26 protein-coding genes and 1 pseudogene are annotated in these 26558 nt (G+C 51.9%); 17 read left to right on the forward strand and 10 right to left on the reverse strand.

All coding sequences use genetic code 11. From position 1 onward, the window contains the following. Positions 1 to 42: 42 nt before the first annotated feature. From IQ268_RS00205 to IQ268_RS32645, 4 genes and pseudogenes are all read left to right on the forward strand, one after another. Positions 43 to 1590: an ABC transporter ATP-binding protein gene (locus tag IQ268_RS00205; protein ID WP_193874327.1), complete on the forward strand. Its 1548-nt coding sequence runs from the start codon at positions 43 to 45 to the stop codon at positions 1588 to 1590. A gap of 82 nt (positions 1591 to 1672) precedes the next feature. Further along, positions 1673 to 2377: a cysteine hydrolase family protein gene (locus IQ268_RS00210; RefSeq protein WP_193874329.1), complete on the forward strand. Its 705-nt coding sequence runs from the start codon at positions 1673 to 1675 to the stop codon at positions 2375 to 2377. Positions 2378 to 2416: 39 nt separating this feature from the next. Further along, positions 2417 to 2509 (forward strand): annotated as a pseudogene (locus IQ268_RS33290) (hypothetical protein); the annotation flags it as partial. Continuing rightward, positions 2472 to 2837, forward strand: a complete 366-nt coding sequence (locus tag IQ268_RS32645; protein ID WP_370584632.1) for a glutamyl-tRNA amidotransferase — start codon at positions 2472 to 2474, stop codon at positions 2835 to 2837. The pseudogene IQ268_RS33290 and the gene IQ268_RS32645, both read left to right, overlap by 38 nt. A 119-nt stretch (positions 2838 to 2956) precedes the next feature. Here the strand turns inward: IQ268_RS32645 and IQ268_RS00220 are convergent, their stop codons facing one another. Next, entirely contained in the window at positions 2957 to 3739 is a 783-nt protein-coding gene (locus tag IQ268_RS00220) for an exosortase-dependent surface protein XDP2 (protein WP_193874331.1), read from the reverse strand. Positions 3740 to 4192: 453 nt separating this feature from the next. Here IQ268_RS00220 and IQ268_RS00225 point away from each other — a divergent pair, with 453 nt between their 5' ends. Continuing rightward, on the forward strand, positions 4193 to 4798 hold the full coding sequence (locus IQ268_RS00225) for a glutathione binding-like protein (protein WP_193874333.1): 606 nt from the start codon (positions 4193 to 4195) through the stop codon (positions 4796 to 4798). Positions 4799 to 4926: 128 nt separating this feature from the next. On the opposite strand, the gene IQ268_RS00230 is transcribed toward IQ268_RS00225, so the two are convergent. Beyond that, positions 4927 to 5457: a phosphoribosyltransferase gene (locus IQ268_RS00230; RefSeq protein WP_193874335.1), complete on the reverse strand. Its 531-nt coding sequence runs from the start codon at positions 5455 to 5457 to the stop codon at positions 4927 to 4929. A gap of 265 nt (positions 5458 to 5722) precedes the next feature. On the opposite strand from IQ268_RS00230, the gene IQ268_RS00235 reads away from it, so the two are divergent. Together IQ268_RS00235 and psb27 are read left to right on the forward strand one after the other, a co-directional pair. Next, complete coding sequence (locus tag IQ268_RS00235) at positions 5723 to 7162, forward strand: MFS transporter (RefSeq protein ID WP_193874337.1); 1440 nt, start codon at positions 5723 to 5725, stop codon at positions 7160 to 7162. Positions 7163 to 7335: 173 nt separating this feature from the next. Further along, positions 7336 to 7734, forward strand: coding sequence for a photosystem II protein Psb27 (gene psb27 / locus IQ268_RS00240; RefSeq protein WP_193874339.1), 399 nt, complete (start codon positions 7336 to 7338; stop codon positions 7732 to 7734). Positions 7735 to 7837: 103 nt separating this feature from the next. Here psb27 and IQ268_RS00245 read toward each other — a convergent pair whose 3' ends face one another. After that, a complete protein-coding gene (locus IQ268_RS00245) occupies positions 7838 to 9658 on the reverse strand; it encodes an ABC transporter ATP-binding protein (protein WP_193874341.1) in 1821 nt (606 codons plus the stop codon). 283 nt (positions 9659 to 9941) lie between these two features. On the opposite strand from IQ268_RS00245, the gene IQ268_RS00250 reads away from it, so the two are divergent. The 5 genes from IQ268_RS00250 to IQ268_RS00270 all read left to right on the forward strand — a co-directional run bounded on the left by IQ268_RS00250 (position 9942) and on the right by IQ268_RS00270 (position 16054). After that, complete coding sequence (locus IQ268_RS00250) at positions 9942 to 11603, forward strand: ABC transporter substrate-binding protein (protein WP_193874343.1); 1662 nt, start codon at positions 9942 to 9944, stop codon at positions 11601 to 11603. A gap of 231 nt (positions 11604 to 11834) precedes the next feature. Beyond that, the gene (locus IQ268_RS00255) at positions 11835 to 12845 is read left to right on the forward strand and encodes an ABC transporter permease (protein ID WP_193874345.1); all 1011 of its coding nucleotides are present in this window, start codon (positions 11835 to 11837) and stop codon (positions 12843 to 12845) included. 62 nt (positions 12846 to 12907) lie between these two features. Beyond that, the gene (locus IQ268_RS00260; protein ID WP_193874347.1) at positions 12908 to 13801 is read left to right on the forward strand and encodes an ABC transporter permease; all 894 of its coding nucleotides are present in this window, start codon (positions 12908 to 12910) and stop codon (positions 13799 to 13801) included. 136 nt (positions 13802 to 13937) lie between these two features. Continuing rightward, positions 13938 to 14816 (forward strand): ABC transporter permease, encoded by an 879-nt coding sequence (locus IQ268_RS00265; protein ID WP_193874349.1) that lies wholly within the window; start codon positions 13938 to 13940, stop codon positions 14814 to 14816. Positions 14817 to 14854: 38 nt separating this feature from the next. Beyond that, entirely contained in the window at positions 14855 to 16054 is a 1200-nt protein-coding gene (locus IQ268_RS00270; protein ID WP_193874351.1) for a homocysteine biosynthesis protein, read from the forward strand. Here IQ268_RS00270 and IQ268_RS31995 read toward each other — a convergent pair. Next, a complete protein-coding gene (locus IQ268_RS31995; protein ID WP_228034959.1) occupies positions 16051 to 17316 on the reverse strand; it encodes a hypothetical protein in 1266 nt (421 codons plus the stop codon). The genes IQ268_RS00270 and IQ268_RS31995 overlap by 4 nt on opposite strands. A gap of 547 nt (positions 17317 to 17863) precedes the next feature. Between IQ268_RS31995 and IQ268_RS00280 the strand changes: the two genes are divergently transcribed. From IQ268_RS00280 to IQ268_RS00300, 5 genes are all read left to right on the forward strand, one after another. Further along, positions 17864 to 18763, forward strand: a complete 900-nt coding sequence (locus IQ268_RS00280; protein WP_193874353.1) for a tetratricopeptide repeat protein — start codon at positions 17864 to 17866, stop codon at positions 18761 to 18763. Positions 18764 to 19117: 354 nt separating this feature from the next. Next, positions 19118 to 20182 carry a low specificity L-threonine aldolase gene (locus IQ268_RS00285; protein ID WP_193874355.1) on the forward strand — a complete coding sequence of 355 codons (1065 nt, stop codon included), beginning with the start codon at positions 19118 to 19120 and terminating at the stop codon, positions 20180 to 20182. Positions 20183 to 20435: 253 nt separating this feature from the next. After that, positions 20436 to 22943, forward strand: coding sequence for a hypothetical protein (locus IQ268_RS00290; protein ID WP_193874357.1), 2508 nt, complete (start codon positions 20436 to 20438; stop codon positions 22941 to 22943). A gap of 111 nt (positions 22944 to 23054) precedes the next feature. Further along, positions 23055 to 23171 carry a photosystem I reaction center subunit VIII gene (psaI, locus tag IQ268_RS00295; protein WP_193874359.1) on the forward strand — a complete coding sequence of 39 codons (117 nt, stop codon included), beginning with the start codon at positions 23055 to 23057 and terminating at the stop codon, positions 23169 to 23171. A gap of 42 nt (positions 23172 to 23213) precedes the next feature. Next, the gene (locus IQ268_RS00300) at positions 23214 to 23723 is read left to right on the forward strand and encodes a photosystem I reaction center subunit XI (protein ID WP_193874361.1); all 510 of its coding nucleotides are present in this window, start codon (positions 23214 to 23216) and stop codon (positions 23721 to 23723) included. Positions 23724 to 23974: 251 nt separating this feature from the next. On the opposite strand, the gene IQ268_RS00305 is transcribed toward IQ268_RS00300, so the two are convergent. The 6 genes from IQ268_RS00305 to IQ268_RS00330 all read right to left on the reverse strand — a co-directional run bounded on the left by IQ268_RS00305 (position 23975) and on the right by IQ268_RS00330 (position 26467). Continuing rightward, complete coding sequence (locus IQ268_RS00305; protein ID WP_193874363.1) at positions 23975 to 24094, reverse strand: photosystem II reaction center protein J; 120 nt, start codon at positions 24092 to 24094, stop codon at positions 23975 to 23977. Between the two features lie 152 nt (positions 24095 to 24246). Next, a complete protein-coding gene (locus tag IQ268_RS00310) occupies positions 24247 to 24369 on the reverse strand; it encodes a photosystem II reaction center protein L (protein WP_015150283.1) in 123 nt (40 codons plus the stop codon). 11 nt (positions 24370 to 24380) lie between these two features. Next, positions 24381 to 24515 carry a cytochrome b559 subunit beta gene (gene psbF, locus IQ268_RS00315; RefSeq protein ID WP_192220318.1) on the reverse strand — a complete coding sequence of 45 codons (135 nt, stop codon included), beginning with the start codon at positions 24513 to 24515 and terminating at the stop codon, positions 24381 to 24383. A gap of 30 nt (positions 24516 to 24545) precedes the next feature. Beyond that, the gene (psbE, locus tag IQ268_RS00320; RefSeq protein ID WP_193874365.1) at positions 24546 to 24794 is read right to left on the reverse strand and encodes a cytochrome b559 subunit alpha; all 249 of its coding nucleotides are present in this window, start codon (positions 24792 to 24794) and stop codon (positions 24546 to 24548) included. A gap of 157 nt (positions 24795 to 24951) precedes the next feature. After that, positions 24952 to 25968, reverse strand: a complete 1017-nt coding sequence (locus tag IQ268_RS00325; protein WP_193874367.1) for a photosynthesis system II assembly factor Ycf48 — start codon at positions 25966 to 25968, stop codon at positions 24952 to 24954. Positions 25969 to 26095: 127 nt separating this feature from the next. Further along, positions 26096 to 26467, reverse strand: a complete 372-nt coding sequence (locus IQ268_RS00330) for a rubredoxin (RefSeq protein ID WP_193874369.1) — start codon at positions 26465 to 26467, stop codon at positions 26096 to 26098. Positions 26468 to 26558: the final 91 nt, after the last annotated feature.

Genomic DNA, 26558 nt, shown 5'->3' on the forward strand with positions numbered 1-26558 from the left:
CCGATCGCTGACTTTACAGTTCCACTCCCTCTGGTAAACGCCATGACCACTGTGACCTCAAGACCCACCACTGTTGAACTAGAAAAGCCACCAGAGCTAGAAGTTCTCAACATGACCAAGCAGTTTGGTAGCCTGGTTGCCCTGGATAACGTTTCGCTGCACCTGAAGCCGGGAACCTTTCATGCATTGCTGGGAGAAAACGGCGCGGGTAAAAGCACACTGGTAAAGTGCATCATGGGCTTCTACATGCCAACCTCTGGCAAAGTGCTGATCGACAAGCAAACACAAACGATCGCCAGCCCCCGCGATGCCCACAAATATGGCATTGGTATGGTCTATCAGCACTTCACCTCTGTGCCAGCAATGACCGTGGCCGAAAACCTGGTTTTATCTCGGTATGACTCGGCCAATGTGATCAATTGGCAGCGCGAATACGAGCAGCTCCAGACCTTTATGGATACGGCTCCGTTCCAGGTGCCGCTCGATGTGCCGATCGCCCAGCTCGCCGCAGGTCAAAAGCAAAAGCTCGAAATTCTGAAGCAGCTTTACCTCAAAAGCAAAATTCTCATTCTGGATGAACCCACCTCGGTGTTAACGCCCGGTGAAGCCGATGAGGTGTTGGGCTTGATCCGCGAAGAAGTGACGGCTGGCAAGCTCAGCGTCTTGATGATTAGCCACAAATTCCGCGAGGTGACGGCATTTGTCGATGAAGTCACGGTGCTGCGAAAAGGCAAATTTGCCGGACACGGGTTCGTCAAAGATTTATCGGTTGCAGACATGGCCGAAATGATGATGGGAGAACGGCGAGAACCCAACCCGGTTGAAAAAACGATTCACCCTGATCCAAAAGCGGTTCTTGAAATTAAAGAGATTCATGCCAACAAAGACAATGGGATTGAAGCGGTTTGTGGCGTTAGTCTCACGGTTCACAGTGGCGAAATTGTGGGTATTGCCGGAATTTCTGGCAACGGCCAGCGCGAGTTAGTCGAAGTGTTGGCCGGACAGCGGGTCGCCACCTCCGGGCAGATTGTAGTTAGCGGTAGTCCTTACCGCGCCACTCGTGCCGAGATGTTTAAGCACAAGGTCTTTGCCCTACCAGAGGAACCCTTGCGAAATGCCTGTGTGCCCCATATGACGGTGGCCGAAAATATGGCGCTACGCACGTTCGATCGCACCCCCCAGTCCCACGGCGTGCTGCTCATCCTCAAAGCCATTCGGCAGATGGCACAGGGCTTAATTCAACAGTTTTCGGTTAAAACACCGTCTCCAGAAACGCCCATTAGCAACCTCTCTGGCGGCAACGTGCAGCGTGCGGTGTTAGCCAGAGAATTATCGGCTCAGCACATCAACTTGTTAATTGCCGCTAACCCTTGCTTTGGGCTGGATTTTGCAGCAGTCGAGTTTATCCACGACCAGATTGTAGCGGCTCGAAATCAAGGGGTAGCCGTTCTGTTAGTCAGCGAAGACCTGGACGAGCTGTTGAAGTTGTCCGATCGCATCATGGTGATTAGCGGTGGCGAGTTTGTTTATGAAAGCTCGATCGCTGAAGCCGATTTTGCCGCCATTGGACGCAGCATGGCAGGTCATTAAACCCGCCAGCGTGCCCCCAGGTATCTAAGGTATCTTGCTGTCACTATTGCCGTTGCTTCGATGTCCTTTTAGCGTTCTCTCTATGACTATCCCGGCATTGCCCTACGACTATGAACTTCCGGCTGATTTAAACCAACTGGCACTGGTTATCATCGACATGCAGCGGGATTTCCTTGAACCCGGCGGGTTTGGAGATGCCCTTGGTAATGATGTGCAGCGATTACAGGCGATCGTCCCAACTCTCAAGCACCTGTTGGACACCGTGCGATCGCTCAACCTAACCGTCATTCATACCATCGAATGCCACACCCCTGATTTGTCGAATTGCCCTCCTGCCAAACGCAGTCGAGGCAATGGAACCCTCAAAATTGGTGACGCGGGGCCAATGGGGCGCATTCTGATCCAAGGCGAACCGGGCAACGGTATCATTCCTGAACTATTACCCCTATCCAGCGAAACGGTGATTTACAAGCCCGGAAAAGGGGCGTTTTACAACACCGACCTGGAGCGCATTTTGCAGGAGAAGGGCATCACCCACCTGTTGATTACAGGCGTGACGACGGAAGTGTGCGTTCAAACCACGATGCGAGAAGCAAACGATCGCGGCTATGAATGCCTCATGGTAGAAGACTGCACCGAAAGCTACTTCCCGGCATTCAAACAGGCCACCCTGGAAATGGTACGGGCACAAGGCGGCATTGTAGGCTGGACGGCTCCAGCCCAAGCTGTGATCACACGCTTAACGACAACCGCTGCGATCGCCCATCCCTTCAGTACAGCCGTCTGAACGGAACGTTCAATAACATCATTGGTGTGAGATGGATCTATTACATCTGGCAGTAAATGGCACCCTCATGCGAGGACTGGAACTAAATGCCAATCTGCAAACGGTAAATGCCCAATTTGTTCGAGAAGCCTGGACTCTACCCATTTATCGGCTGTGGTCAATCAACGATCGGCATCCAGCCATGCTGCAAGTTAAAGCAGGAGGCGGGGCGATCGCCGTTGAAATTTGGACAATATCCGCAGAAGGCATTAGCAGCATTTTGCTCCAGGAACCGCCTGGATTATGCATCGGCAAAGTTTACCTGGCTGATGGCGAAGTGGTATTAGGCGTATTGGGTGAACCCTTCCTCTGCGAAAACCAGCGAGAAATCACACAATGGGGTGGTTGGCGAGCGTACATCACTGCGGTAGAAAAGAGATATAGCAGTAGCACATCAACCTGCAAGACAAAGAAAAATTAAACAAAAAATCTCCCTCAGCCACAGAGCCAGGGAGACTTCATAAAGGAATCTATACGATCTAAACAGTTTGGTCTCAAGACAGGTTGGAGCAATGGGTTAAGTAATGCTCCAATGGTTGCTTACGCCTGTTTCATCACTTTGCGACGAGACGTGGCGATTAAACCAGCCACCACTCCCAAACCAGCCAACGTTGCAGGTTCAGGCACGCTAGCAGAAGCAGAAGCAGAACCAACCACCTTCCAATCGGGGCCGTTGTAGGTCTTCTTGCTGGTAATTTGCAGTCCGGCGATTGAGTCAGACAGACCCAGATCAGCCAGGGTGATGCCTAGCGACCCTACCTTTTGGGCACCACTAATTTCTTTGGTATCAATGCTATAGCCAGCATAATTCCAGTTGCTGGAATAGAGGTTGAGCAGGTTTCCAACTAAGTTGCCGTTCTTGTCGATCGCCTGAACATCCATATGGCTGTTTTGTCCACGCTCCCAGAAGAACAACGTATCAACGGCTCGCTCAAAGAAAACGTTGATGATAGATTTCCCCGAGTCCTCTGTATCGATAATGCTGTTGAGGTTAAGATTACCCAAAGCGGTTGCAATATCGGAGTCGGTGGGGTTCTCTTTGGAAATCCCTACGGTAGCGTTGTCACCCATATCGGCACTGGCCGCACCGGAGTTACCGCCTGTCCACAGGTCGTTGCTAACAATTTTGGCAGCATTGACCAGGGAAAAGTTGTTAACCACGGTGCCATCGGTCAACGTCACAGACTTGAGGAAAATGTCTCCTTTGGGAGACGAACCCTCAAAGTTTGTGGTGAAAGAGAACGCTTGAGCAGGCGCACCAGATAGAGTCACCAAGCTGCAAGCTAGCAAACTAAAACAGGTAGGAATGCGCTGAAGTTTCATAAGAATTTCTTGCTTAGTAGCTACATCAAAATAGTTCAGGGCTTAGCGGGAACACATAAGTGAAATTGAGTTAAGCCGAGACACAAGCTTGGGGGCGTCTGCTTACAGTTACTACCTTACTCGTGTTTTTTGAAACTGAATCGATCTTGAACGGAACTTTAAACGATCTTCTTTAAAGCTAGGCAGAATCCACCCTTCATATCAACAAGCGCCCGTTTGGCGGTAAGGCCACTCCGTAAATGTACTGAAGCTTCAACCGACTTAACCGCCTTGAGAGAATTATTCTAGGGACAACTACAGAAGCGAACAGTAGAAACTGAGAGATTTGAAAAACTAATATTAGACAGCACTCAGTGGAATCCGCTGAACCGTGGGAGACAGGGGCGGCATCTCCAGGCTGCTCAGGGCGACAAAACTCCGTGATAGGCTGATGTCACCACATCATCTACCCTCATGATCGACCTCTACACCTTCACTACCCCGAATGGCCGCAAAGCCTCCATCATGCTGGAGGAAGTGGGTCTACCCTATAACGTGCATACGATCGACATCAGCAAGAATGAGCAGTTTACCCCAGAATTTATTGCCATCAATCCCAACAGCAAGATTCCGGCGATCGTTGACTCAGATGCCGACATCACAGTGTTTGAATCGGGCGCAATTTTGATTTACCTGGCCGAGAAAACAGGACAACTGCTGCCCACAGCACAGAAACACCGCTTTCAGGTGCTCGAATGGCTGATGTTTCAAATGGCCAGCGTCGGCCCCATGTTTGGACAACTCAACCATTTTCGCCGCTTTGCGCCCGAAACCATTCCCTATGCGATCGACCGCTACGAAAAAGAGACGCTGCGCCTCTACGGGGTATTAGACCGACAGCTTGCAGAGCAGGAATTTATTTGCGGAGAGTATTCGATCGCCGATATTGCTACCTATCCCTGGGTCGCCATTTACGAGTTTCAACAACTCACGCTTGAGAACCATCCCCACTTGAAGCGATGGGTTGAAACCATTGCTCAACGCCCCGCTGTGCAGCGGGGAATGGCCGTTCCCAGCTAAATCAATGGCTGAACTTCGAGGCACTTTTGAGGCGATCGCTTTTGGTGCGATTGCCTCAAAAGCGCTTCTAGACCTATCGCCCGCTTCGATCGCGCCATCACCCAAGTCGTTTGCTTAAGGCCGTGTGGCTACTTCTTTGCGTCTGACGGTGTTTTGAAGCTGGCCGCAAGTTCGGATGGGCTGGTCTGTTCGTAGACCTCAAACGGTTGGTGAATCCAGGGGTTATCGCCCAGGTAATCAACGTAGTAATCGGGCTTGATTACAGAGCAATCTTTGTACCACAGAACGGCAGTACGAACTTCATCAATATAGAACCCGTATTGGCGATCGAGCCAAACCAACGTGCGGTTCAGGGTCACGCCCGAATCAACCAGATCATCTACTAACAAAACATGGCTCCCCAGATTGGCCGTGGTCATGGTGAGGTCGCGGGAAAACGTGACTGAGCCTCGCACCTGGTTGTTCAGCCCTCCGTACGAAGAGGTTGCTAATATGGCAAGCGGCAAGTCGTAGATGCGAGCCAGAACGTCTCCAACCCGCAATCCCCCTTTGGCAAGGCAAACGATCTGGTTGAACGTCCAGTTCGACTCATAAATTTGGACGGCGAGTTGCTCAATTTTTTGATAGTAGTCTGACCAAGAAATATGAAGGTCTGGCATAGCTAGTTTGATTCACTTGCAGCGTTGAAAAGCATCATACAACCGACAGCCGGATGGCCTACAGTTAATCTTTCTACTCCGATTCGAGAGGAAGCGTACTGTAGAGATCCAGGAGGTCTAGAATTGGGCATACTTCCATCTACCCAGCCGAACGAGCCGAACTAAACCTGGTCGAACTAAACCTATAAGATTTAAGCTTCAGGCATTCATGCACGCTGGACATTAACCTGTTCTCTGTTTTCGATCTGTTTATTCAAGCCTACCTATGAGTCAATCGTCTGCCAGTTCTGAACCAAAGTCAGACAAGCTGAACTTCAGCACCAAGTTAGCCTATGGTGCCGGAGACTTGGGACCTGCGATCACAGCCAATGTTCTGGCGTTTTTTCTCCTGTTTTTTCTCACCAATGTGGCAGGATTAAGTGCAGGACTGGCTGGCAGCGTCCTCTTGATTGGCAAAGTGTGGGATGCCATCAATGACCCGATTGTGGGCGTTTTGAGCGATCGCACCCAGTCTCGCTGGGGCAGACGGCACCCGTGGATGCTGTTTGGCGCAATTCCCTTTGGCATTTTCTTCTTTTTGCAGTGGATTGTCCCTCAGTTTAGCGAGGAAGCATCCGCTCAACAGTGGGGCTTATTTTGGTATTACGTCGGAATTAGCATTTTGTTTAATGCCTTCTATACCGTCGTTAACCTGCCCTATACGGCTCTCACTCCAGAACTGACGCAAGATTACAACGAGCGTACCAGCCTGAACAGCTATCGCTTTGCGTTTTCAATTGGAGGCAGCATTCTGTCGCTGGTTTTGGCACAAATTATTTTTTCGGCGATTCCAGAGGATACAGGCAGACAATATTTTGTCTTGGGGGCAATCTGTGCAGTCATTTCCACATTGCCGCTCTACTGGTGCGTGTTTGGCACGCGCCAACGGGTTGCAGCGACAGAAGCTAGACGGCAACAAACTGAAGCGTCAGAGAACATTCCGTTGTTAGCTCAGTTTCGGATTGCGTTTAACAACCGTCCTTACCTTTTCGTCATCGGCATTTACCTGTGCTCCTGGCTGGCCGTCCAAGTCACAGCCGCCATCCTGCCTTATTTTGTGGTGAGCTGGATGGGATTGTCGGCTGCTGTTTTCACTCAGGTGGCGATCGCAGTTCAGGGTACCGCTCTGCTGATGCTGTTTGTCTGGAGTGCCGTTAGCGCCAGAATTGGCAAGCGAGCGGTTTACTTTATGGGAATGGGGCTGTGGATTGTGGCACAGGGAGGGCTATTTTTCTTGCAGCCTGAGCAGGCTTCTCTAATCTATCCGTTAGCCATAATGGCAGGAGTCGGTGTCTCGACTGCCTATCTGGTGCCTTGGTCAATGGTGCCCGACGTGATTGAACTGGACGAGTTAAACACAGGGCAACGGCGGGAAGGCGTTTTTTACGGATTTATGGTGCTGCTGCAAAAGATCGGGCTGGCGATCGGTTTATTTGTAGTAGGGCAATCGCTGGAAGCGGCTGGCTTTATTGAAACAACGGCTGGACAAGCCGCACCAACCCAACCCGATGCAGCATTACTTGCCATTCGAGTGGCGATCGGCCCTATACCAACCGTGGCGCTAGTGTTGGGATTGGTGCTGGCTTACTTCTATCCCATCACCCGTGAAGTTCATGCCGAAATATTATTGAAGCTGAAGGAACGGCAGCAATCTCAACAGCAATAGACAGTAATGGAAGGAGGGTACGAACGATCTGTCGCTCGGTATAAGTCTCCAATTTTAAGTTTTTGTATCCTCAGTTCAAGATAAAATCGGCAATAAATGTTTGATCCCCTTTGTTAGCAACCGTTAACTTAAGCTATTCAAACGAGTGTCTTGCCCTTTACCGCTGAGGTTTTATGAAGAGAATCTTGTCTCGATTGGTTGTTCTGGCTCTGGTGTTTGTGATTGGGTTAACCGGCTGTTCAAATACGCCCGCAGGTCTTTCGGGTAACTACCGCGATGATACGCTAGCGCTAGTGAACACCTTAAGAACAGCGATCGAGCTGCCAGATGATTCACCCACCAAAACCAGCGCGCAGGCCGATGCCCGCCAGATGATCAACAACTTTGCGTCTCGCTACCGCCGAGACAGTTCAGTGGCAAAGCTCAGCTCCTACACGACGATGAGAACGGCACTAAACTCGCTGGCCGGACACTACAGCTCTTATCCCAACCGTCCTGTTCCAGACAAGTTGAAGACTCGACTGGAAAGAGAGTTAAGCCAGGTGGAAGCAGCGTTGAGAAGAGAAGGCTAAACCGTAACAACTGGCTTTAAAACTAGCGTGGTGCTTCAAACTCAACAGAGGCAACCACGCTTTTTTATTGTGCAAATGTATTGTGTAAACCTGATGCGGTGTTTCAGGGCGTGTTGGATGCGATCAGGCGACGGGATTGCCGCTCTTGAATTTCTTCTAACGTGGCATCGGGAATAGCCCGAATGAGCTGGCGGGTGTATTCCGTTTGCGGCGAGTTATAGATTGAGCTGGCTAGACCAATCTCTTCGATCCGCCCCCGATTCATCACCATGATGCGATCGCTAACAAATTTTACGACCCCCAAATCGTGAGAAATGAAAATATAGGTTAAACCAAACTCTCCCTGCAAATCCCGCAGCAGGTTCAACACCTGCGCCTGTACCGAAACATCCAGGGCTGAAACCGACTCGTCGCAAACAATAAATCGCGGTTCACAGGCTAACGTGCGGGCAATACAAATCCGCTGTCGCTGACCGCCAGAGAACTCATGGGGCATCCGGTTCATGGCGCTTTCATCTAACCCAACCCGCTCCAGCAAGGAAACCGATCGCTGCCATCGTTCTGCCCGCGAACCGCCCACCTCATGAATGATCATCGGTTCCATTAACGACGCACCAATGCTTTGGCGTGGGTCCATTGAACCAAACGGATTCTGGAACACAATTTGCATTTGTCGTCGCAGCCGCCGCATTTGCTCATCGTTTTGCTGGAAGACCGACGCGCCATCAAAGAAGACATCACCTGCGGTTGGTTCAAGCAACCGCAACAGTACCCGGCTGAGGGTCGTTTTACCGCAGCCCGATTCTCCTACTAGCCCTAGCGTTTCGCCGGGATAAACCTCGAAGCTGACGTTATCGACCGCTTTGAGGGCTGTTTTGCGACCAAACAGCCCTGTTCTCACGGGAAAGCTTTTGGTCAAGTGCTGCACCGATAATAATGGAGACTGCTGCAACAACTGCTGTTCGTGCGATCGCTGCTCAGCTTCAGACACTTCTATCCAGAGGGTTTGGGTCTGAGCCGGATCGGGGATGCGCGAAACAATCTCAATTTCTCCGGATGCGTTGGTCGTCACTTGCATGAAGTCTGCTACGGTTGGCAACCGCTTAAGCTGCTGAGCCGGGCGCGGACGGCAACTAAGTAACCCCCTGGTATAGGGATGCTGAGGATTGGAAAACAGGTCATACACTGTTGCAGTTTCTACCGCCCGCCCGCGATACATCACCATGACGCGATCGGCAATTTCGGCAACCACCCCCATATCATGCGTGATGAACAGGATAGACATCTGACGGCGATCGCGAATTTCCCGCAACAGCTCCAAAATCGTCGCCTGAATCGTCACATCCAGCGCAGTGGTTGGCTCATCTGCAATCAGCACTGCCGGATTACCGCTCAACGCCATGGCAATCATCACCCGCTGCTGTTGCCCCCCCGAAAGCTGATGCGGATAACGCTGCATCATCGTCTCGGCATCGGGCAGCTTCACTTCCCGAAATAGCTCTAGCGCTCGTGTGTAGGCACTCTCCTGAGACAGACTCGAATGAAGCCTGATTGCCTCAATCACCTGCGCTCCACAGGTAAAAACCGGGTTGAGCGAGGTCATGGGTTCTTGAAACACCATTGAGACAACACCCCCCCGATAGCTTCGCCGTTCTGAATTGCTGAGCGTCAGTAAATTGACTGGCGTGGCTTGCGATCGCTGCGGGTGCTGAAACCAAAGCTCGCCGCTAATACGAGCCGAGTGGGGCAATAGCCCAATCACCGCCAGCGAGGTCACCGACTTGCCTGACCCGGATTCCCCCACAATCCCCAATGTTTCGCCAGCAAACAGCGTGAAAGAGATATTTTGCACAGCACGAACCAGACCAGATTCAGTGGGAAACTCAATCGCCAGGTTTCGAGCATCTAAAACCGGAACGTTCATATCACTATCAGTTCATATCACTCGGTAATAGTTCGTAATCAATAGTTTGGCATCCGCTGCAAGCGCCAAACTTGAAACCAGACAGCGATCGACGTTTGCTTTGGGTAATGCCTAGCCTAGCAAGTTGGCACGAATCTCACGATAAATATCAAACTATAGGCAATCGGGTCTGCTGCGATTATCACAACTGATACAGTTTGTGTCTGCTGTGTCCTTCTAGGATGAGCTGTTGTAAATTTAACTCCCATATCAAATTTTTAAGCACGTTTAGAGTGAGGACACCATGATTACAGAATGGCAGCGATGGCGACGATGGCGACCTGTGCTGCTGGGCATGGCTTTTGCGCTCACCGTAGTCCTCTCAAACTGCGGTCGATCGCCCAACGCAACCAATTCTCCTCAGGCCAACAGTCCAGCCTCCGGCGAGCAAACCGCTTTAGTGTTTGGGTTGGGGGGTGAACCGGCCAACCTTGAACCCGGAAACATCACCGATAACAACTCAATTTATGTCCATGAGCAAATTTACGATCGCCTGATTAACTTCCAACCGGGCACCACAGAACTAGAGCCAGGGTTAGCTACCGAGTGGTCGGCCTCTGACGATGGCTTAACCTGGACATTTACATTGCGAGAGGGAGTCACCTTTCACGACGGCACCCCGTTCAATGCTGAAGCGGTTAAAACCAACGTTGAACGCTGGTGGGACCCCGCTAGCCCAACCGGATATCGGGATGCTGGCCGGGGGTATGAAATTTGGCCGGGGCTGTTTGGTGGCTTCAAAGGAGACGAGGCTTCCACAGTGCAGGCCGTAAACGCAGTGGATGACACAACGATCGAATTTGTGCTAAACCAGCCGTTTGCCGCGTTTCCGGCAGCAATTGGTTCCGGTTATTTTGGCATTGCTAGCCCTGCGGCGATCGAAGAAGCCGGAACGGCGTATGGCACTGCCGGATCGACCGCTGTGGGCACCGGGCCTTACACGCTTCAAGAATGGCGATCAGGCGATCGCATCATCCTGGCCGCCAATCCAGACTATTGGGGTGAAGCGCCCCAGGAAGAGCAGTTGGTCGTTCGGTTTATCACCGACCCTTCTGCTCGATTAGCAGAGCTGAGGGCAGGGGCGATCGACTTTACGGTGGAGCTAGCGCCCGACCAAATGCCTGAAATCAGAAGTGACTCTAACCTGGAACCGGTTTTACGCGAGTCGCTGAATGTGGGCTATTTTGCCTTAAACACCAGCTATGAGCCGCTAGCAGATGCGCGGGTGCGGCGAGCGATCGCGCTAGCGATCAACCGGGAAGAGATTGTCGAGGCATTTTGGGGCGACCTGGGGCAAACCGACCCTCACTTCCTGCCACCGTCAATGGACAACTTTAACGACAAAAGCTTGAGCGCTTACGAATACAACCCAGACGAAGCCAAACAGCTTCTAGCCGAAGCTGGATACGCCAACGGGTTCCCGCTAGAGCTGTGGTACATGCCTGTTTCTCGCCCGTATTTCCCAACGCCAAAGCCGATCGCTGAAGCATTTGCGGCTGATTTGAGCGAAATCGGCATCACCATCACCTTCAACACGAAGGACTGGGCTACTTACATCGAAGACAGTAAGAAAGCGCCGGGATACCAATCCTTCATGCTGGGTTGGACAGGGGACTACGGCGATCCAGACAACTTCTATTACTACCACTTTGGCCCCGGTGGAACCTCTGACCTGGGCAATTGGAAGAACGATCGCGTCATTCAACTGCTCAACGAGGCGCGGGCAACAGATGACCAGGGCGAGCGAGAAACCATGTACGCTGAGGTCGATAAAATCCTCTACGACGAAGTCGTCCGGATTCCTATTGTCCATTCCCAGCCACTGCTGGCTCAGCGCACCAACATCAGCGGTTGGCAGCCTAGCCCCTTAGGGTCTGAGCCGTTCAACCTGATTAGCAAAGATTGAGGAGAACGAAGAGAAATAAAGAGGATGTTTCAAACGTCCTCTTGCGCTGGCAAAACGTTCTGATTCCATCAATTTCATGTCGCGCCACTAACTTAAAACGGGGAATCAACCCAATGGCAAGACCACAGCGAACGGCTACTTAAGCCAGTTCCGGGCGATCGCGGCACAACCTTGTCTGGGCGATTCGCGCTCCTGCGTCCCTTTTTCCATATCTCGTCCGTTCTTAGTGCCATGATTCGATATATATTCCAACGGTTGCTGGGTCTGCTACCCGTCCTTTTGGGCATTACGCTGCTGATTTTCGTTTTGCTCCGCTTGATTCCTGGCGATCCTGCCGTTGCTTTGATGGGAGAAAGAGCGACCCCCGCTCAACTAGACGCATTCCGCGAACAGATGGGGCTAAACGAACCGCTGCCGTTGCAATACCTTTCCTTTCTAGGAAATCTACTGCGGCTGGATTTTGGCTACAGCATCGTCACCGGCATTCCAATCGTGGCTGAAATTGGCCGACGCTGGGCTGCCAGCTTTGAGCTAGCAACCGCAGCGCTGCTGTTTGCCATCGTGGTTGGCATTCCTGCCGGAGTAATTGCTGCCGTCCGCAAAGATAAATGGGTCGATAATCTTGCCATGACCGGATCGTTAATCGGTGTCTCGATGCCCGTTTACTGGTTAGGGTTGCTGCTTATTTACCTGTTTGCCGTCAACCTGGGATGGCTGCCGCCCAGCGGACGGTTGGGCATCAGCGTTGGGTCAAATTTTCAGACATTCACAGGTCTGTATGTGCTGGATGCCATATTGCAGCTAAATTTCACAGCACTGATAGATGTGTTGGCGCATCTGGTCTTGCCAGCGATCGCTCTGGGTACCATTCCGTTGGCGATCGTGGCTCGTCTCACCCGTAGCGCCATGCTAGAGGTATTGTCGCAAGACTACATTCGCACGGCCAGAGCCAAAGGGCTGCTAGAGCGATGGGTTGTACTCAAACATGCGCTCAAAAATGCGCTGCTTCCGGTTATTACCATCATTGGTCTGCAATTTGGCGCGCTTTTAAGCAGCGCTATCTTAACCGAAATCATTTTTTCGTGGCCTGGAATTGGCTCCTGGGTTTACAAGGGCATCCTAGAGCGAGACTATCCGGTGGTTCAAGGCGGTGTATTTTTTGTGTCTGTCACCTTTGTGTTGATTAACTTGCTGGTCGATATTTCCTACGCCTTGTTTGACCCCAGAATTCAATACAAATAGGTTGCTCGTCAACATTGACCCTTGTCTCTATTCCTACAGTCACCCCAAGTCCTTAGATCAAGATGGATTCTCTTTCCCCTGAGAAAACAATTCAAGGCCAGGCACAAGCCACCACGTTGCGCCGCGTATATCAACAGTTTCTCAAATCGCTGTCTGGCAAAATTGGTCTCTTTTTAAGCGTTGCCTTAGGATTGCTTGCCCTTCTAGCGCCACTGATTCGCCCATACAATGCCGCAACTGCCAGGGATTTTAGCTCACGACTCGCCCCACCAGGGCTAGAACACTTGCTTGGTGCCGACGGTTTGGGGCGAGACATCTTGACGCTAATCATCTACGGACTCCGGATCTCGCTGGTAGTAAGCTTGGTGTCGGTTGGGTTAGGGCTAGTTGTGGGCACATCACTGGGACTGGTAGCTGGCTACTTTCGTGGCTGGCTCGATATTTTGATCGGTTGGTTGACCGACATTCTCCTGGCCTTTCCGCCCATTTTGTTGGCGATCGCGCTGGTCACTGTCGCAGGTTCCAGTTTACAAAGCGTTATTATTGCCGTTGGTGTAATTCAAATTCCCATCTTCATTCGCCTCACTCGCAGCATGGTGCTATCGTTGCGAGAGCAAGAGTTTATTCAAACCGTGAGAGCCTTTGGCGCAAAACCAGGACGCATTATTTTTTACCACATCCTGCCCGCCAGTCTGGCTCCCCTCATTGTGCAAGCAACCCTATCATTAGGAACAGCCACCCTGGAATCGGCTGGACTCGGTTTTTTGGGCTTAGGTGCCCAACCCCCAACCCCAGAATTAGGCACCATGCTGTCGGACTCATTCCGCAGCGGCTACTCGCTATCCTCACCCTGGACGATCGTCTTCCCCGGCTTAATGATTACCCTGGTTGTGCTGGCCTTTAATCTGCTGGGCGATGGTTTACGCGACAGTCTCGACCCACGCCTCAACCGTTAGGGTTTAGCCGTTAATGCTTGGCGATCGCGCCACCGTTCCACCACAGAACCTCGGTTCGGCCAATATTCAGCCGGAGCCATGCACGATCGCTCCATAGGTCGCTACAATTTGCTCTATTCGATCGCCCCAACCTGCAATGGCCTCAACCAAAATTTGGCTACTTCGCCTCCGCTCATCCCAGCGACTTAGCCTCTCCGTTCAAATGATGTGGGTAGGAATCGTGATCACCCTGCTGTTTGTGCTGGTTGCCCTTTTTGCCCCAACCCTGCAAGCGTGGGGATGGCTGCAAAACCCAATGACCACGCTAACAAACCCCATTCACGAACCACCCTCTGCCGCACATTGGTTTGGCACCAGTCGGCAGGGCTACGATGTTTTTTCCCGTACCCTGTTTGGCACCCGTGCTGCGCTGCAAGTCGTGGTTCTGGCAACCGCCTTAAGCCTGGTGGTGGGCGTGCCCCTGGGAATGCTCAGCGGCTACCTGGGCGGACGGCTCGATCGCCTCCTGCTCTTTTTGATGGACACGATCTACACGCTGCCAGGATTACTGCTGTCGGTGACGCTGGCGTTTGTGGTGGGGCGAGGAGTGCTGAATGCCGCGATCGCCCTTAGCATTGCCTATGTACCGCAATATTATCGAGTGGTTCGCAACCACACGGTCAGCGTTAAAACCGAGCTGTTCATTGAAGCTGCACAGGCAATGGGAGCATCAACCTGGACGGTACTATCCCGCTACCTGTTTCTCAACGTCATCCAGAGTGTTCCGGTGTTATTTACCCTAAACGCAGCAGATGCGGTGCTGGTGCTGGGGGGCTTGGGCTTTTTGGGGTTGGGTCTACCCGAACAAACGCCCGAATGGGGCATGGATTTGCGGCAAGCGCTGGATGCGCTGCCCACAGGCATTTGGTGGACAGCACTGTTTCCGGGTCTAGCTTTAACCTCGCTAGTAGTGGGGCTTTCTTTGGTGGGTGAAGGGTTAAACGAATTCGTCAACCCGCTGCTTCGGCGGGAGTAGATGCGGCATCGTAGCTGAATTGGAATGGACATTCCCCCATGCGGACTCTGGCCGAGATCAACGACAAAATTCAAGCGCGCAAGGCGGTAGTCTGGACGGTTGAGGAAGTAAAAGCTCGCGTTCAAGAGTCGAGTGTAGCTCGTGTAGCCAAAGAGGTTGATGTCATCACCACGGGCACCTTCGAGCCGATGGAGTCTTCTGGAGCCATTATTAACCTGGGACAAACCGACCCACCCATTAAAATCCGTCAGTGTTGGCTGGATGGAGTTTCAGCCTATTCTGGCTTCGGTGCGGTCGATTTGTATCTGGGCGCAACCCAGGTGGCGGAATACATCGGAGCCGGAGATGTGCCCGATGCAGAAGAGTTTCGCGATCGCGGTGGAGGCCATGTCATTGCCGATTTAATTGCTGGAAAACAGGTTCACCTGCGGGCGCTGGGGCACATTACAGACTGTTACTCGCGTGCGTCCTTTGAAACCACAATCACCTGCGACACCATCAACCAGTTTTATTTGTTCAATCCGCGCAATCTTTACCAAAACTTTATTGTCGGCGTGAATGGGGGCGATCGCCCTCTCTTTACCTACCTGGGGCCGCTTCAGCCCCGCCTGGGCAATGCGGTCTACTCCAACCCAGGGGCGCTTTCTCCGTTAATGAACGATCCTGATCTGGAGACGATAGGCATTGGCACGCGGATTTTTCTGGGGGGTGGCGTTGGCTACATCGCCTGGGAAGGAACCCAACACTTTCCCTTGCAAAAACGCTTACCCAACCGAACGCCGATTGGGCCAGCCGCTACTTTAGCCCTGGTGGGAGACGCAAAGCAAATGGATGCACGTTGGGTTAGGGGCTGCTATTTCAAAAGCTACGGCCCATCGCTAATGCTGGGCGTTGGCATTCCGTTACCGGTTTTGAATGAAGCAATCGTCGCCCGATGTGCCGTCACCGATCAGGACTTGGTGGCTCCGGTGGTTGATTTTTCCATTCCCCGACGAGTGCGGCCTACCTTTGGGTTAGTCAGCTACGCCCAACTCAAAACTGGACGGGTTCGCATTGATGGCAAAGCGGTGCGGGTCGCCCCTCTTGCCAGTCTATTTCTGTCGAAACAAGTAGCGATCGAGCTAAAACAATGGATCGAGGCCGGACAGTTTACCCTAACTGAACCCGTCGCCTCGATCCCAATGGACAGAGCATTCCTGGCACAAGACCGCTGGGGCAGTCAAATCACCATAGACTAAGTTGATTCCTTATCCTTGCGTTTAATTGGCTTGCTCAGGGGTTCGCGGCGCGGTTGAGATGCCTGTGGAGAAGGACTTGGCCGATCTCCCTGCCGACGGTTAGGAGGCCCAGGTCTTCTACCGCCACCACCGCCACCACCTGGCCTTCTGCGGTTACCAAATTTAGACTGCCGCTTCTTCGGCGGAACCGCCGCAATCATGGTGCCATCCTGTACAACCAGGGTGTTGTCTTGTCGTTGCACGTTGAGATCCCAGAAATAGCCCACCGCTTTTCCCTGCACCGTACCTTTTAGCGCCAGCTTAAACGCTTTAGGACTCTCGGTTGGCCGCCGGGGCGCTTGCTGAATTTTAATTAGCAACTGTTCCTGCTCGATCGACTGGAAAATGATTTCTCCCCGAACCGAAAAATAATTTTCGTCTGGTTCGGTTTCGTCCGCCGCAATCGATGGCTTCGTTTCCGCAGAAACAACCGCTGGCTCAGCCTCAGGGCTATCTGGTTCACCAGAGGATTCTTCAGCAGATTCAGCAGATTCAGCAGATTCAGCCAAAGCCACAAACGGTTCGTCGTCATCTATGTCTGCTTCTGTGTCTGTTTCTATGTCTGCTTCTGTGTCTGCTTCCGTTTCGGCCAACTCAGAAGCCAGTTCTTCCTCTGTCAAGTCTTCATCAGATTGAGCCGAAGTCCGGTTTAAATTCTCAGGCTCCCAAACCCCGACGATTTGCAAATGCAGATCATCAACATTGGCACGGGTACGCGGATACACGACCCACAAGTGCGGTTCAGCCAGGTCAAGATGTTTTTTCACTAAGCTCATAACACGACCCAGCAACACAGCGTTAATGACAACGCCCTCCTGGGTCAGAATCGTCCCCCGCGTGAACTGTTCATCCGATGGCGTATAAACACCACGGGTTAACCCAATGGCGCGATACTGCATCGGCTCACTCGCTGGAGGAATCGGTTGCTGGCGTGGAATGGCAGTCTGCTCGTCAGCAGCGATGTCTACGGTAGTAGCAGCATCTGGAGACGCAGACTCAGCGGGGGCAGAATTGGGCTGAGTAGGTGTAGATGACATTATCGGGTCAGAAGGAGGCGGAGAAGCGGGGGAGGTCATTGAGAGGGTGGAATCTGAATGCTGATCCATATCGGTTTCTGCTGAGGGCACAAGCTCAGAGTTTAGCTTTTCCTGAGCGTCAGGTTGAGCTTTGGTGGGCGAAGCCGACTCGGGCGGCTGAGGGGGTTGATTCTGAGCAGAACTCATAAATCCTCCTTGCAGCGGAAACCAATCCGCTCATTATTGACCACTGCAATGGCATGTCATTGCAGAATTAAACACTAGGTTAGCATTCACGCTAAATCAACTCAGCCATAGGCTCGGAGGAAGTTACGAGGACTACTCAGGTTGGATATTCTTTTTGTTTATACAACTGCGATCGCTCTCGTCAGGGATTTTACGGCAAGTTAACGTAATCCAAACAAATTGGAGATCAATCATTAGCCATTGGTTGAGCGTTCGTCACACCTCGACGATGGAATCAAGTTTAGGCACACAAGCCTGCTCCTGAATTGTGAACCATAATGCCAGGGTCGCCATCACGAAGTAAGGATTCTTAGACATTCTGGCGATCGTGTAACGATCTTGACCATCTTTAACGATTGATTTACAAAGCCTTCAAGACTGTACAGGCAACGCGTTGAAGCTACTTCATCCCCACTTTAAAATCCCCGATCATAGCTGAAAGATCCTGAAGGAGTGGAAGCTTCCAACTTGTAGAGTTGATAATGACATTAGAGTTTGGGACAGTTGTGTGTTTGATAAACGCAATCGTTGGATTGTCAATACGATTTTGATCATTGCGACGCTCGCCTTCGTCGGCTTGCTCATTCTTCCGTTTTTAGGAGCATTCCAAGAAAATTCACGGTTGGCGGGTTCTACACCGGCTTCTCCCAGTGCATCTCCGGCATCACGGCAGGCAGAGTTAGAAGCACAGGCACGCGGTTATGAAGCCGTATTGCAACGAGAGCCAGAGAACCAAACCGCACTGCGCGGGTTGCTAGATGCCCGTCTAGAACTGGGCGATTTGCAGGGGGTGACAGCACCGCTAGAAAAGCTGGCAGGTCTTAATCCTGACCAGCCAGACTATGCCATTTTGCTGGCTCAAGTCAGGCAGCGCACGGGCGATCGCGAAGGTGCCGTACAGGCCTATCGCACTATCTTATCGACTCAGCCCGGTAATCCAAGGGCATTGCAAGGGTTAGTCACCTTGATGCTCCAGCAAGACCGTCCCCAGGCAGCGATCGGGCTGCTGCAAGACACGCTTGAAACGGCAGATGAAGCGAATCAAGTCACCCCCAACAGTGTTGATGTCAATACGGTTAGAGTGCTGCTGGGAGGAGTGTATGCAGAAGAAGAGCGGTATGACGAGGCGATCGCGGTTTACGACCAGGTAATTGCCAGCGCTCAGCAAGATTTTCGCCCCGTTCTTGGCAAGGCGATGGTGCTACAAAAGCAAGGAAAAGACGCAGAGGCCGATCCGCTGTTTGCCTCAGCCGCATCCCTGGCACCCGCTGATTTTAGAGATCAGATCAATCAAATTGCAGCAGGTGAACCGCCAACCGCCGCACCTACGGTAATCGAGGGAACCAACGAACCCGCTACGTCGAGTGATGCAGCGGATGCCCCCACCGCCGAGCCATCCCCTGAATAAAGGGTGCCGTCACTATGATGGAAAATGGCAGCGGCCTCAGGCTGAAGCCTGTCTTCCCTGAGTTGATCCCATCTCTCAAAGGGTGTTTTAAAGCTAGCAAATGTGCTGCATTCACCCCTCAACTCCCCGATTCTGGCTTCGACGTGAGCGCTCAGCCGAACGGGGGCTTGGAAGCAGAATCGGCTCGGAAGTTCTGCAATGTTGGGGGCTTGGCGGCGGCAAGTCAGCAACGAGGGCGGTTCGAGAGCATTAGCCCTTTTCAAACACTTTAGATTCTGCCGTTAGGAGCCTGGATTTGAGGGATTGTTTCCAGGCTAGACCACCTGATGCTGTTTACATCCTCCCGACTGACTCATGAATTTTTCTAGTGACAATGTAACCGGGGTATCACCAGAAATTATGGCTGCGATCGTGGCGGCAAACGAGGGTGATGCCGTTTCCTATGGTGCAGATCAGTACACTCAGCGTCTTCAAGGTCAACTGGCAGAGATATTTGAAAAAGATGTGGCTGTTTTTCCGGTGGCTACGGGTTCGGCAGCAAATGCACTGGCGCTTTCCGTGGTCACACCACCGTTTGGAGCCATTTATTGCCACAGCGATTCTCATATCAATGTAGATGAATGCGGCGCGCCTGAGTTTTATGCCGGGGGCGCAAAGTTAGTTACGATCGCAGGCGATGGGGGCAAAATTCAAGCCGCAGAGTTAGGAGCAGTACTGACGGGGGCAGGGCAAGGGATTGTCCATCATGTACAGCCAGCGGCGGTTAGCATTACTCAGGCGACCGAAGCAGGTACCGTGTATCGCGTTGAAGAAGTGGAAGCGATCGCACAAGTCGCCCACCACTATGGGTTAAGTCTCCATATGGATGGCGCTCGCTTTGCCAATGCTCTGGTTCATTTGGGGTGTTCTCCTGCCAAAATCACCTGGCAAGCCGGAGTCGATGTGCTGTCGTTTGGAGCGACCAAAAACGGAGCAATGGCCGCCGAAGCGGTGATCTTCTTTAATCAAGAGTTGGTTCAGAGTTTTGAATATCGACGGAAGCGGGGCGGGCACCTGTTTTCCAAGATGCGATTTTTGTCAGCTCAGCTCAATGCATACCTCACTAATGAGGTGTGGTTGAGTAACGCGGCACACGCGAATCGCATGGCATCAAAGCTAGCCGCTGGCTTAAATACGATTCCAGCCGCCACGATTTGTTATCCCGTAGAAGCCAACGAGCTGTTTGTGCAAATGCCAGAAACCATGATTTCAGGTCTGCTGGCAGACGGCTTCCAGTTTTATCGCTGGGGAAACGAATCCGCCACGACCATTCGGCTAGTGACGGCCTTCAATACGAAAGAGGCAGACGTAGATACATTTCTTCAAGCGGCACAGCGTCACGCGGGGAAAACCCCGGCCTTTGTCGAAGCGGCTTGCTAGTCATCGGATCAAACCACTCCAATCCTCGGTTCTGGAGGCGGCGGTTGCGGTAGCCTTTCGTTTTTGTGAATCAGAGGCCACTTTCTTCCAGTGCAATTCCCCATCGAAGTGGTGGGCTAAGCTGAAAACCGTGCTTCAATAATCAAGATATAGCCACATCAGGAGTTATCGCCAGGGTAGATTGATGCTGGGGTTACATCCCTCGCTAACCCTGAAAAGACTAGCTCCTCGCCCTGCTAATCAAAGGTTTGAGATGGAGTACTGGGAATTTCTAATCCAGAAAGAGGGCGATCGCTCATGGTTGCCCATTGAACCCCCTGATGTTGAAATTCTGGAGGGGCGGTATCGAGTTGTCGCTCGCTCTAGCCGCATCAACACCGCTGTAGAAATCCGCATCAGCCACCAGGCGATCGCAGAAATTCCGCCCAAACGCCGAACGCAACGACGCTTTGGCAAAACCAATCGAGACGGTTTGCTCGTAGTCACCCCCTTTACACGGCTCCAACCTGGCCTATGGGAACTTCGCTGTGCGGGTGATTTGATGTCAGACATGATGGGCGAGGGATGGCAACGTACCATCAAGCTCCAGGTTCTTTCCCAGGAAGCCGGAGAAGAGGAATGGGAGACAACCTGGCAAGACGGTAGTGCAGAGCCAGAGTTGGACGATGCATCAGCCCTGTCCGAGTCGTCTTTGATTCCCTCTAGAGACGGCGTAGCTCTACCTGTGTCCATTTCAGAGCTATCCAATCCTACGGAATCGCCTCCAGAGCCAGATCAAACCGTTCCATTGGCTGCACCCTCAGTTTCCCCAGCAGCGGCAAATAGACCTGCGGATTCAGATCGAGAGAGCAACGCACCCGTTTCGCCAATGGCGGAGCGGCCTGAGCCAATAGCCGAGCCAGACATGCAGCCGTTAGAAACAGACGCAGATGTTCCTACTGCGCCAGAAGATGAGCCGATACCAGAACCGCTAATACGGTCAGCCACCCTGGCCAATGTGTCTTCTCTGTTTCACATGGCCGAAGAAACATCGGAACAGATGGTTGATTCGATCTTTGGCGAGTTAGACCCGCTCGAATTGCCGCTGGATGATCCAGATGCCTTGCCTGAACCGCCGAGCTTAGAACCAGAGGACGCTGCGGCTAACGATCGATTTCGGCTCATCCTTGACCAAGAAACCTATATGGCTCACCGAGGGCAGCCGTTCACCATCTTGGGGCAGGTGGAAGCCCTAGATGAACAAACCACTACAATCGACACCACCCTTGAGTTACGAGTACGGTTACTCGATCCTCAAACCGCACAAACTCTCAACGAAGTCAGGCAGGCACTGCCGAGCCAGAGCCTGCCAACGCCGTTTTCATGTACGATCGCCCTGCCAGACCACCGCGAAACGCACCTGGCTCTGGGTGAACTCATCCTGTACGACCTGGCCTCAAACACCGCCGAATTGCCCGTGCTGGCGACTCAGTCGTTTACGGTTACTACCGATTTAGAGGAACTGTTAGAGGCGATCGCAGATGAGTTTGCCGAAGAAGCAGACCTTGTTGCCACTGAACCGGAGCCAGTTGCCCCAGAGGAAGACAGGGTGCCGTCAGTTAGCCTGGGCTTAGAATTTCTCAATTTGCTGTCTGCCCCGCAACCCCAGCTTCAGTTTCGTTCGGCATCAACGCAACCGCTACCGCCTCAGATTCGTCGCCCTACTGCCGAAAAAATAGCCAATAGACCACCAGAGCTACCCGTTTTTGGCAGCAGTCGCACTGCTAGCAGCCCCGATTCTGCATCCCCAGTCGATGCAGCCGAGACCACAGCAGACTTGTCTTCTCTAACACCTGAGGGCGTAGAAGAGCAAGAACAACCCGCCGAGCCATTCCTGGAATCGGGCGATGCTGCGGTGTCTGGCGACGCTGCTAACCAGGAACTTCCCCCAATCACAGCCTTCGACCACAACGCTCCAGCCAGCCAATCTGCGGTTCGCGCATCGCTGCCGTCTCCAGAAGATGCAGCATTTAATGCACTGAAACTTCAGGATAAGTTCTGGGGAAGGCTGAACGCTTTAGCAACCGATCCTGAATTGTCCAACTGGCTCCGTCCGCTAGAGAGTGAAGCACCTGCCGCTGCTGAAGATGAGGCAGATAACCCACCATTCCTTGAGGCTCCAGACGCTGATATCGCTCCCCCTACTACCAAAGCCGAAGAGCCTCTGGAATACGTCGATAATTTCACTTCAGGGGGAACCAGCCCAGACGTTTCCAGCTCAACCGAAGCCGACCTTGTGGCACAAGAGTTTGTGGTTGATGATGAGATTGACCCGCAAACAAACCCGGTTGGCGATCGCACGGACTCGGTTCCCACGTCTGCCCAGCGGCTAGAGGACGAGGCTCCCGTGCCGACTCCGCATCTAGAAATTGATTTTGCAGAACTAACGGCAGGCAACCCGATTTATGTAACGGTTACCCTACCTGAAACGGCATCGCAAACCTATGTCAAGCTGTGGATGCACGATCGCCAAACGCGATCGCTGCTAGATGGCCCCCATTGGCTGGTAGACTTTCTGCCCGACGGCGATGGCAACCTTTTCAGCCAGATTCCAGTGACGGTTCCCTATGGCTGCCTGGAAGTACAGTTTGAGGCGATCGCGGTTGATGTCTCCACACAGCGCGAAAGCCACAAGGTCAATCTCGATCGTCCGGTGATTCCACCCAACCTGCCCAAGCTGGAGCCAGATGGGTTAAACGACATTGATGAACTAGACGTTTAAACTCAGTACGTTTCTCTACCTTTGTTAAAAATTCTTAGCAGTCAATTATTTGAACCCAATTCGCAGTAAATTTGGCACTAACGCTTGTAATCTCGCATAGGAAACCTGATTATGGCAGCCTCTTATTTGCCTTCCATTTTTGTTCCGCTAATTGGCTGGGTCTTTCCTGCCGTCACAATGGCTTTGTTGTTCATCTACATTGAGCGTGAAGATCCCAGCGGTCTTTAAGTTGAGCCATTGAAAAATAACCGTTTTGAGAGATAAACCAATATGACAAATGTACCCCCGGCACGCGCCAATCTAGAAGTAGTTCATCCGGCTGGAGATCCGCAGATTGGCAATTTGGCCACCCCAATCAATTCCTCTGACTTCACCAAGGCACTGATCAACAACCTGCCAGCTTACCGGGCTGGCCTATCTCCCCAGCGGCGGGGATTAGAAATTGGTATGGCTCATGGCTATTTGCTGTTTGGCCCATTTGCCTACACCAGCCAGTTTCGCAATTCCGCCATTTCTGACACCGTTGGTCTCATCGAAGCCGTCATCCTGATTGTCATTTTGACACTCTGTCTGTCGTTGTACAGCAGTGTCGGCGTTCCAAAACCGATTGCGACGGTGACGACTCCTAACCCACCAGAGGCACTGTCCCACTCGGAAGGGTGGAGCGAGTTTGCTGGGAGTTTCTTAGTGGGTGGGATTGGTGGAGCGGCCTTCGCCTACATCATCCTACAAATCTTCAGATCAGGCGTTTTGGAGAATGTTGGCAGTTTCCTGAACTAAGTTCAGTCAGCTCTCACGTTCTAGTTGGCTATCCTTAAGTTTTTCATTATGAAGGTCATCCAGTAACTGGATGGCCTTTATTTCTTTTGGGAGAGATCTGCCGTTCAGCTTGCCGTTTGCCTTCCGAAGTTCGAGACACATTCCCAACGCAAAAAGGGCACAACCGACGGTTGTACCCTTAATAGCCATTCCAAAAGAATGTTGATATGACTCTTTGTCTTATCCTGCCAGGTTGATCTGAGCTTAGAGCCTTATACCGACGAACCTAAGCCTGCATAGGCACCGTAAAAGAAAAGACCCAATACAGCAATTACGCCCAGGCCAGCGATCGTTGCTACTACCCACAAAGGAATTCTGCCAGTTCCAGACATTGCTTTAGCCTCCTAACACAATCAAACGAACGAATTTTATTAGCTAACCAGAAAAAGCCAACGTGAACTGCAACCAGCTTAAACCGCAGTAATGGTAGGTTGGAAACCCCCAATCAAGGAGTGGATGCCATCATTACAACGTCCAGTTTCAGTTAGTTGAAGAAGTAGCTAGAAAACAGGATACCCAGAACAAAAACTAACAACAGACCCAGGTAGAGTGATGTCCGATTTAACTCGACAGGCTGCTTGTTAGGGTTAGAACTTCTAGTAGGCACAATCTTTGCTCCTAACGCTGAATAAACTGCATTGAGGCGATCGCTCCCAAGAAGAAAACCGTGGGAACAGCCAGGGTGTGAACAGCCAGCCATCTGACCGTAAAAATTGGATAAGAAACAGGTTGATTTGGTGTATTGCTCGTCATAACTTAGCGGCTAATATGCTACCGATGAAACTACTTTGTAGAAAATTCTTGAATCTGGTCTTTTGATTCAAATCGATCGCTCACGATGGGCAACTCTACACGGGTTTGCGTGTAGTACTCGTTAGGTCTTGGCGTTCCAAACGCATCGTAAGCCAAGCCTGTGCTGACAAACAGCCAACCCGCAATAAATAACGCCGGGATGGTGATGCTATGAATTACCCAATAGCGCACGCTTGTAATAATGTCTGAAAACGGGCGCTCTCCTGTAGTACCAGCCATTAGAATCCTCTCAATAAAACAACTAAGCCCTTGTTTCCTATCATACGAGAGTGGGCAAATAGTCACAAGCAAAACCACATGGATCAACAGACTTAATGGATGCCTATTAGACCGAATGGTGAGCTTATTTCTAGTTGCGCCCCACTCAGATCATCCATTACGCTGCCTCAACATTTTTCTGATATTTCAGCAGTGTTCCTCGTTGACCCAAAATGAAGCCTTGCTCAGGCGTTACAAACACAATTCGGTACAAATTAGAAGGAACGTTCTCCACAGCCCGATCTTTCTCCCACGTCTGTCCGCCATCAAAGCTACAGAGCAAATTGCCGCTGCCTCCTGCCACCCAAATCTCATCGGGCGTGCGGTAGGCTACATCCAATAGGCCCCAACTCGTTGCAAACTCGGGGTTGATTGGGTCTTCCCAATTCTCCAAGTCGTCTACATTACTGGTAAATTGCAACAGGCCACCCCGTGCCAGTAGCCACAGTTTACCGTTCTTGCCAAAGCCCATGTTTTGCAAACGGCGGGAACTGGTGCGATTGTGCTGTTCCCACGCCACCTGTCCAGGTTCCCATGTGGAATAGAAGTTCCCTCGGGATGATACCGCCACATATTTGCCCTCTGGCGATCGCGAGATGTTACGCAACACCCCCAGCGACTCCTGCACCATTGCCTTCCAGGTACTGCCACCATCCGCCGTTTGATAAATTGCGCCGATATCCGTCGTCATTTCAGCCGACTGAGGCCCCAGCGCTGTAATCATGCGCGGAGAACCGGGCAGTTTGTCGCTCAGAGGAATCCGCAGCCACGATTGGCCACCGTCTGTCGTGTGCAGCAGAACGTTAGGTTCACCCGCCACCCAGCCCTCATCGCCCGAGAAGCTAACCGATGTAAACGTGTATCCCTGCTCAGTCCCCAGGTCAAGCGTGCGAGACTGCCATGATTCACCGCCATCCGTTGTCTCTAGCAGCGCAGATTTTGTACCCACCAGCCAGCCATGCTGTGGGTCATCTGTAAAGGCAATATCCGAAAGCGTTACGTCCGTTGGCAGCGTCACCGGCTGCCAGGGATTGTACCCAATCGAGGGCAAGTAAGCCTTGGTACAGCCGCTACAAAGTAAAACAGCCGCCAGAAGTATAACAATTTGTTTCAGAGGATTCAGAATAGAATGCATTGGATTTCAATCTGCGACTTCAGGCATTTCAAATAACGAGCGTCAAACTCACTCTGCCTCACCAGGCTCAGTCCTCACCATCAGTTAAGTTCTGGTTGCAGATCAAGCAGTTGGCAGTTAATCTGCCCTATTGCAAACCATACAGACTGAGGAAGAATAAGAAACCCAGCGCCAGAGCACCAAAAATGAGAAGGTTCTTTTGGGTTGGCGTTAACGTGTTGACCCCAAAGCCATACCCCAAGTTCTCCTTAAATCCAGACGGGTTGCCTACAGGCCCTAGATTGCTAAATTGGCGTTTACGAGCGCCACACACCGGACAGCGCCAATCATCAGACAACGACTCAAACGCAGTACCCGCAGGGACGCTGGCTCTATCATCACCTTTTAGCGGCTCATACACATAGCCACAGGCATTGCATTCAAAACGGTCAAGCTGATCGTGGGCATCAGCTTCAGAAGGTGCTTGCGTGTTCTTAGGATCGGTAGCTTCAGGACTCATTCTGAAGAATGACTTGATGTCATCAAAGATTAAAATATCTGTTAAAGATTATGACATAAGTGGGAAGTTAGATACGCCTCTTCTCACAAGA

Source organism: Oculatella sp. LEGE 06141, from assembly GCF_015207605.1.
Lineage (GTDB): Bacteria > Cyanobacteriota > Cyanobacteriia > Elainellales > Elainellaceae > Oculatella.

What these genes read in the sequence shown, in the direction of transcription:
- IQ268_RS00205 (WP_193874327.1), top strand. Translation starts at nt 43, where the DNA reads ATGACCACTGTGACCTCAAGACCCACCACTGTTGAACTAGAAAAGCCA.
- IQ268_RS00210 (WP_193874329.1), top strand. Translation starts at nt 1,673, where the DNA reads ATGACTATCCCGGCATTGCCCTACGACTATGAACTTCCGGCTGATTTA.
- IQ268_RS00220 (WP_193874331.1), bottom strand. Translation starts at nt 3,739, where the DNA reads ATGAAACTTCAGCGCATTCCTACCTGTTTTAGTTTGCTAGCTTGCAGC.
- IQ268_RS00225 (WP_193874333.1), top strand. Translation starts at nt 4,193, where the DNA reads ATGATCGACCTCTACACCTTCACTACCCCGAATGGCCGCAAAGCCTCC.
- IQ268_RS00230 (WP_193874335.1), bottom strand. Translation starts at nt 5,457, where the DNA reads ATGCCAGACCTTCATATTTCTTGGTCAGACTACTATCAAAAAATTGAG.
- IQ268_RS00235 (WP_193874337.1), top strand. Translation starts at nt 5,723, where the DNA reads ATGAGTCAATCGTCTGCCAGTTCTGAACCAAAGTCAGACAAGCTGAAC.
- psb27 (WP_193874339.1), top strand. Translation starts at nt 7,336, where the DNA reads ATGAAGAGAATCTTGTCTCGATTGGTTGTTCTGGCTCTGGTGTTTGTG.
- IQ268_RS00245 (WP_193874341.1), bottom strand. Translation starts at nt 9,658, where the DNA reads ATGAACGTTCCGGTTTTAGATGCTCGAAACCTGGCGATTGAGTTTCCC.
- IQ268_RS00250 (WP_193874343.1), top strand. Translation starts at nt 9,942, where the DNA reads ATGATTACAGAATGGCAGCGATGGCGACGATGGCGACCTGTGCTGCTG.
- IQ268_RS00255 (WP_193874345.1), top strand. Translation starts at nt 11,835, where the DNA reads ATGATTCGATATATATTCCAACGGTTGCTGGGTCTGCTACCCGTCCTT.
- IQ268_RS00260 (WP_193874347.1), top strand. Translation starts at nt 12,908, where the DNA reads ATGGATTCTCTTTCCCCTGAGAAAACAATTCAAGGCCAGGCACAAGCC.
- IQ268_RS00265 (WP_193874349.1), top strand. Translation starts at nt 13,938, where the DNA reads ATGGCCTCAACCAAAATTTGGCTACTTCGCCTCCGCTCATCCCAGCGA.
- IQ268_RS00270 (WP_193874351.1), top strand. Translation starts at nt 14,855, where the DNA reads ATGCGGACTCTGGCCGAGATCAACGACAAAATTCAAGCGCGCAAGGCG.
- IQ268_RS31995 (WP_228034959.1), bottom strand. Translation starts at nt 17,316, where the DNA reads ATGAGTTCTGCTCAGAATCAACCCCCTCAGCCGCCCGAGTCGGCTTCG.
- IQ268_RS00285 (WP_193874355.1), top strand. Translation starts at nt 19,118, where the DNA reads ATGAATTTTTCTAGTGACAATGTAACCGGGGTATCACCAGAAATTATG.
- IQ268_RS00290 (WP_193874357.1), top strand. Translation starts at nt 20,436, where the DNA reads ATGGAGTACTGGGAATTTCTAATCCAGAAAGAGGGCGATCGCTCATGG.
- psaI (WP_193874359.1), top strand. Translation starts at nt 23,055, where the DNA reads ATGGCAGCCTCTTATTTGCCTTCCATTTTTGTTCCGCTAATTGGCTGG.
- IQ268_RS00300 (WP_193874361.1), top strand. Translation starts at nt 23,214, where the DNA reads ATGACAAATGTACCCCCGGCACGCGCCAATCTAGAAGTAGTTCATCCG.
- IQ268_RS00305 (WP_193874363.1), bottom strand. Translation starts at nt 24,094, where the DNA reads ATGTCTGGAACTGGCAGAATTCCTTTGTGGGTAGTAGCAACGATCGCT.
- psbF (WP_192220318.1), bottom strand. Translation starts at nt 24,515, where the DNA reads ATGACGAGCAATACACCAAATCAACCTGTTTCTTATCCAATTTTTACG.
- psbE (WP_193874365.1), bottom strand. Translation starts at nt 24,794, where the DNA reads ATGGCTGGTACTACAGGAGAGCGCCCGTTTTCAGACATTATTACAAGC.
- IQ268_RS00325 (WP_193874367.1), bottom strand. Translation starts at nt 25,968, where the DNA reads ATGCATTCTATTCTGAATCCTCTGAAACAAATTGTTATACTTCTGGCG.
- IQ268_RS00330 (WP_193874369.1), bottom strand. Translation starts at nt 26,467, where the DNA reads ATGAGTCCTGAAGCTACCGATCCTAAGAACACGCAAGCACCTTCTGAA.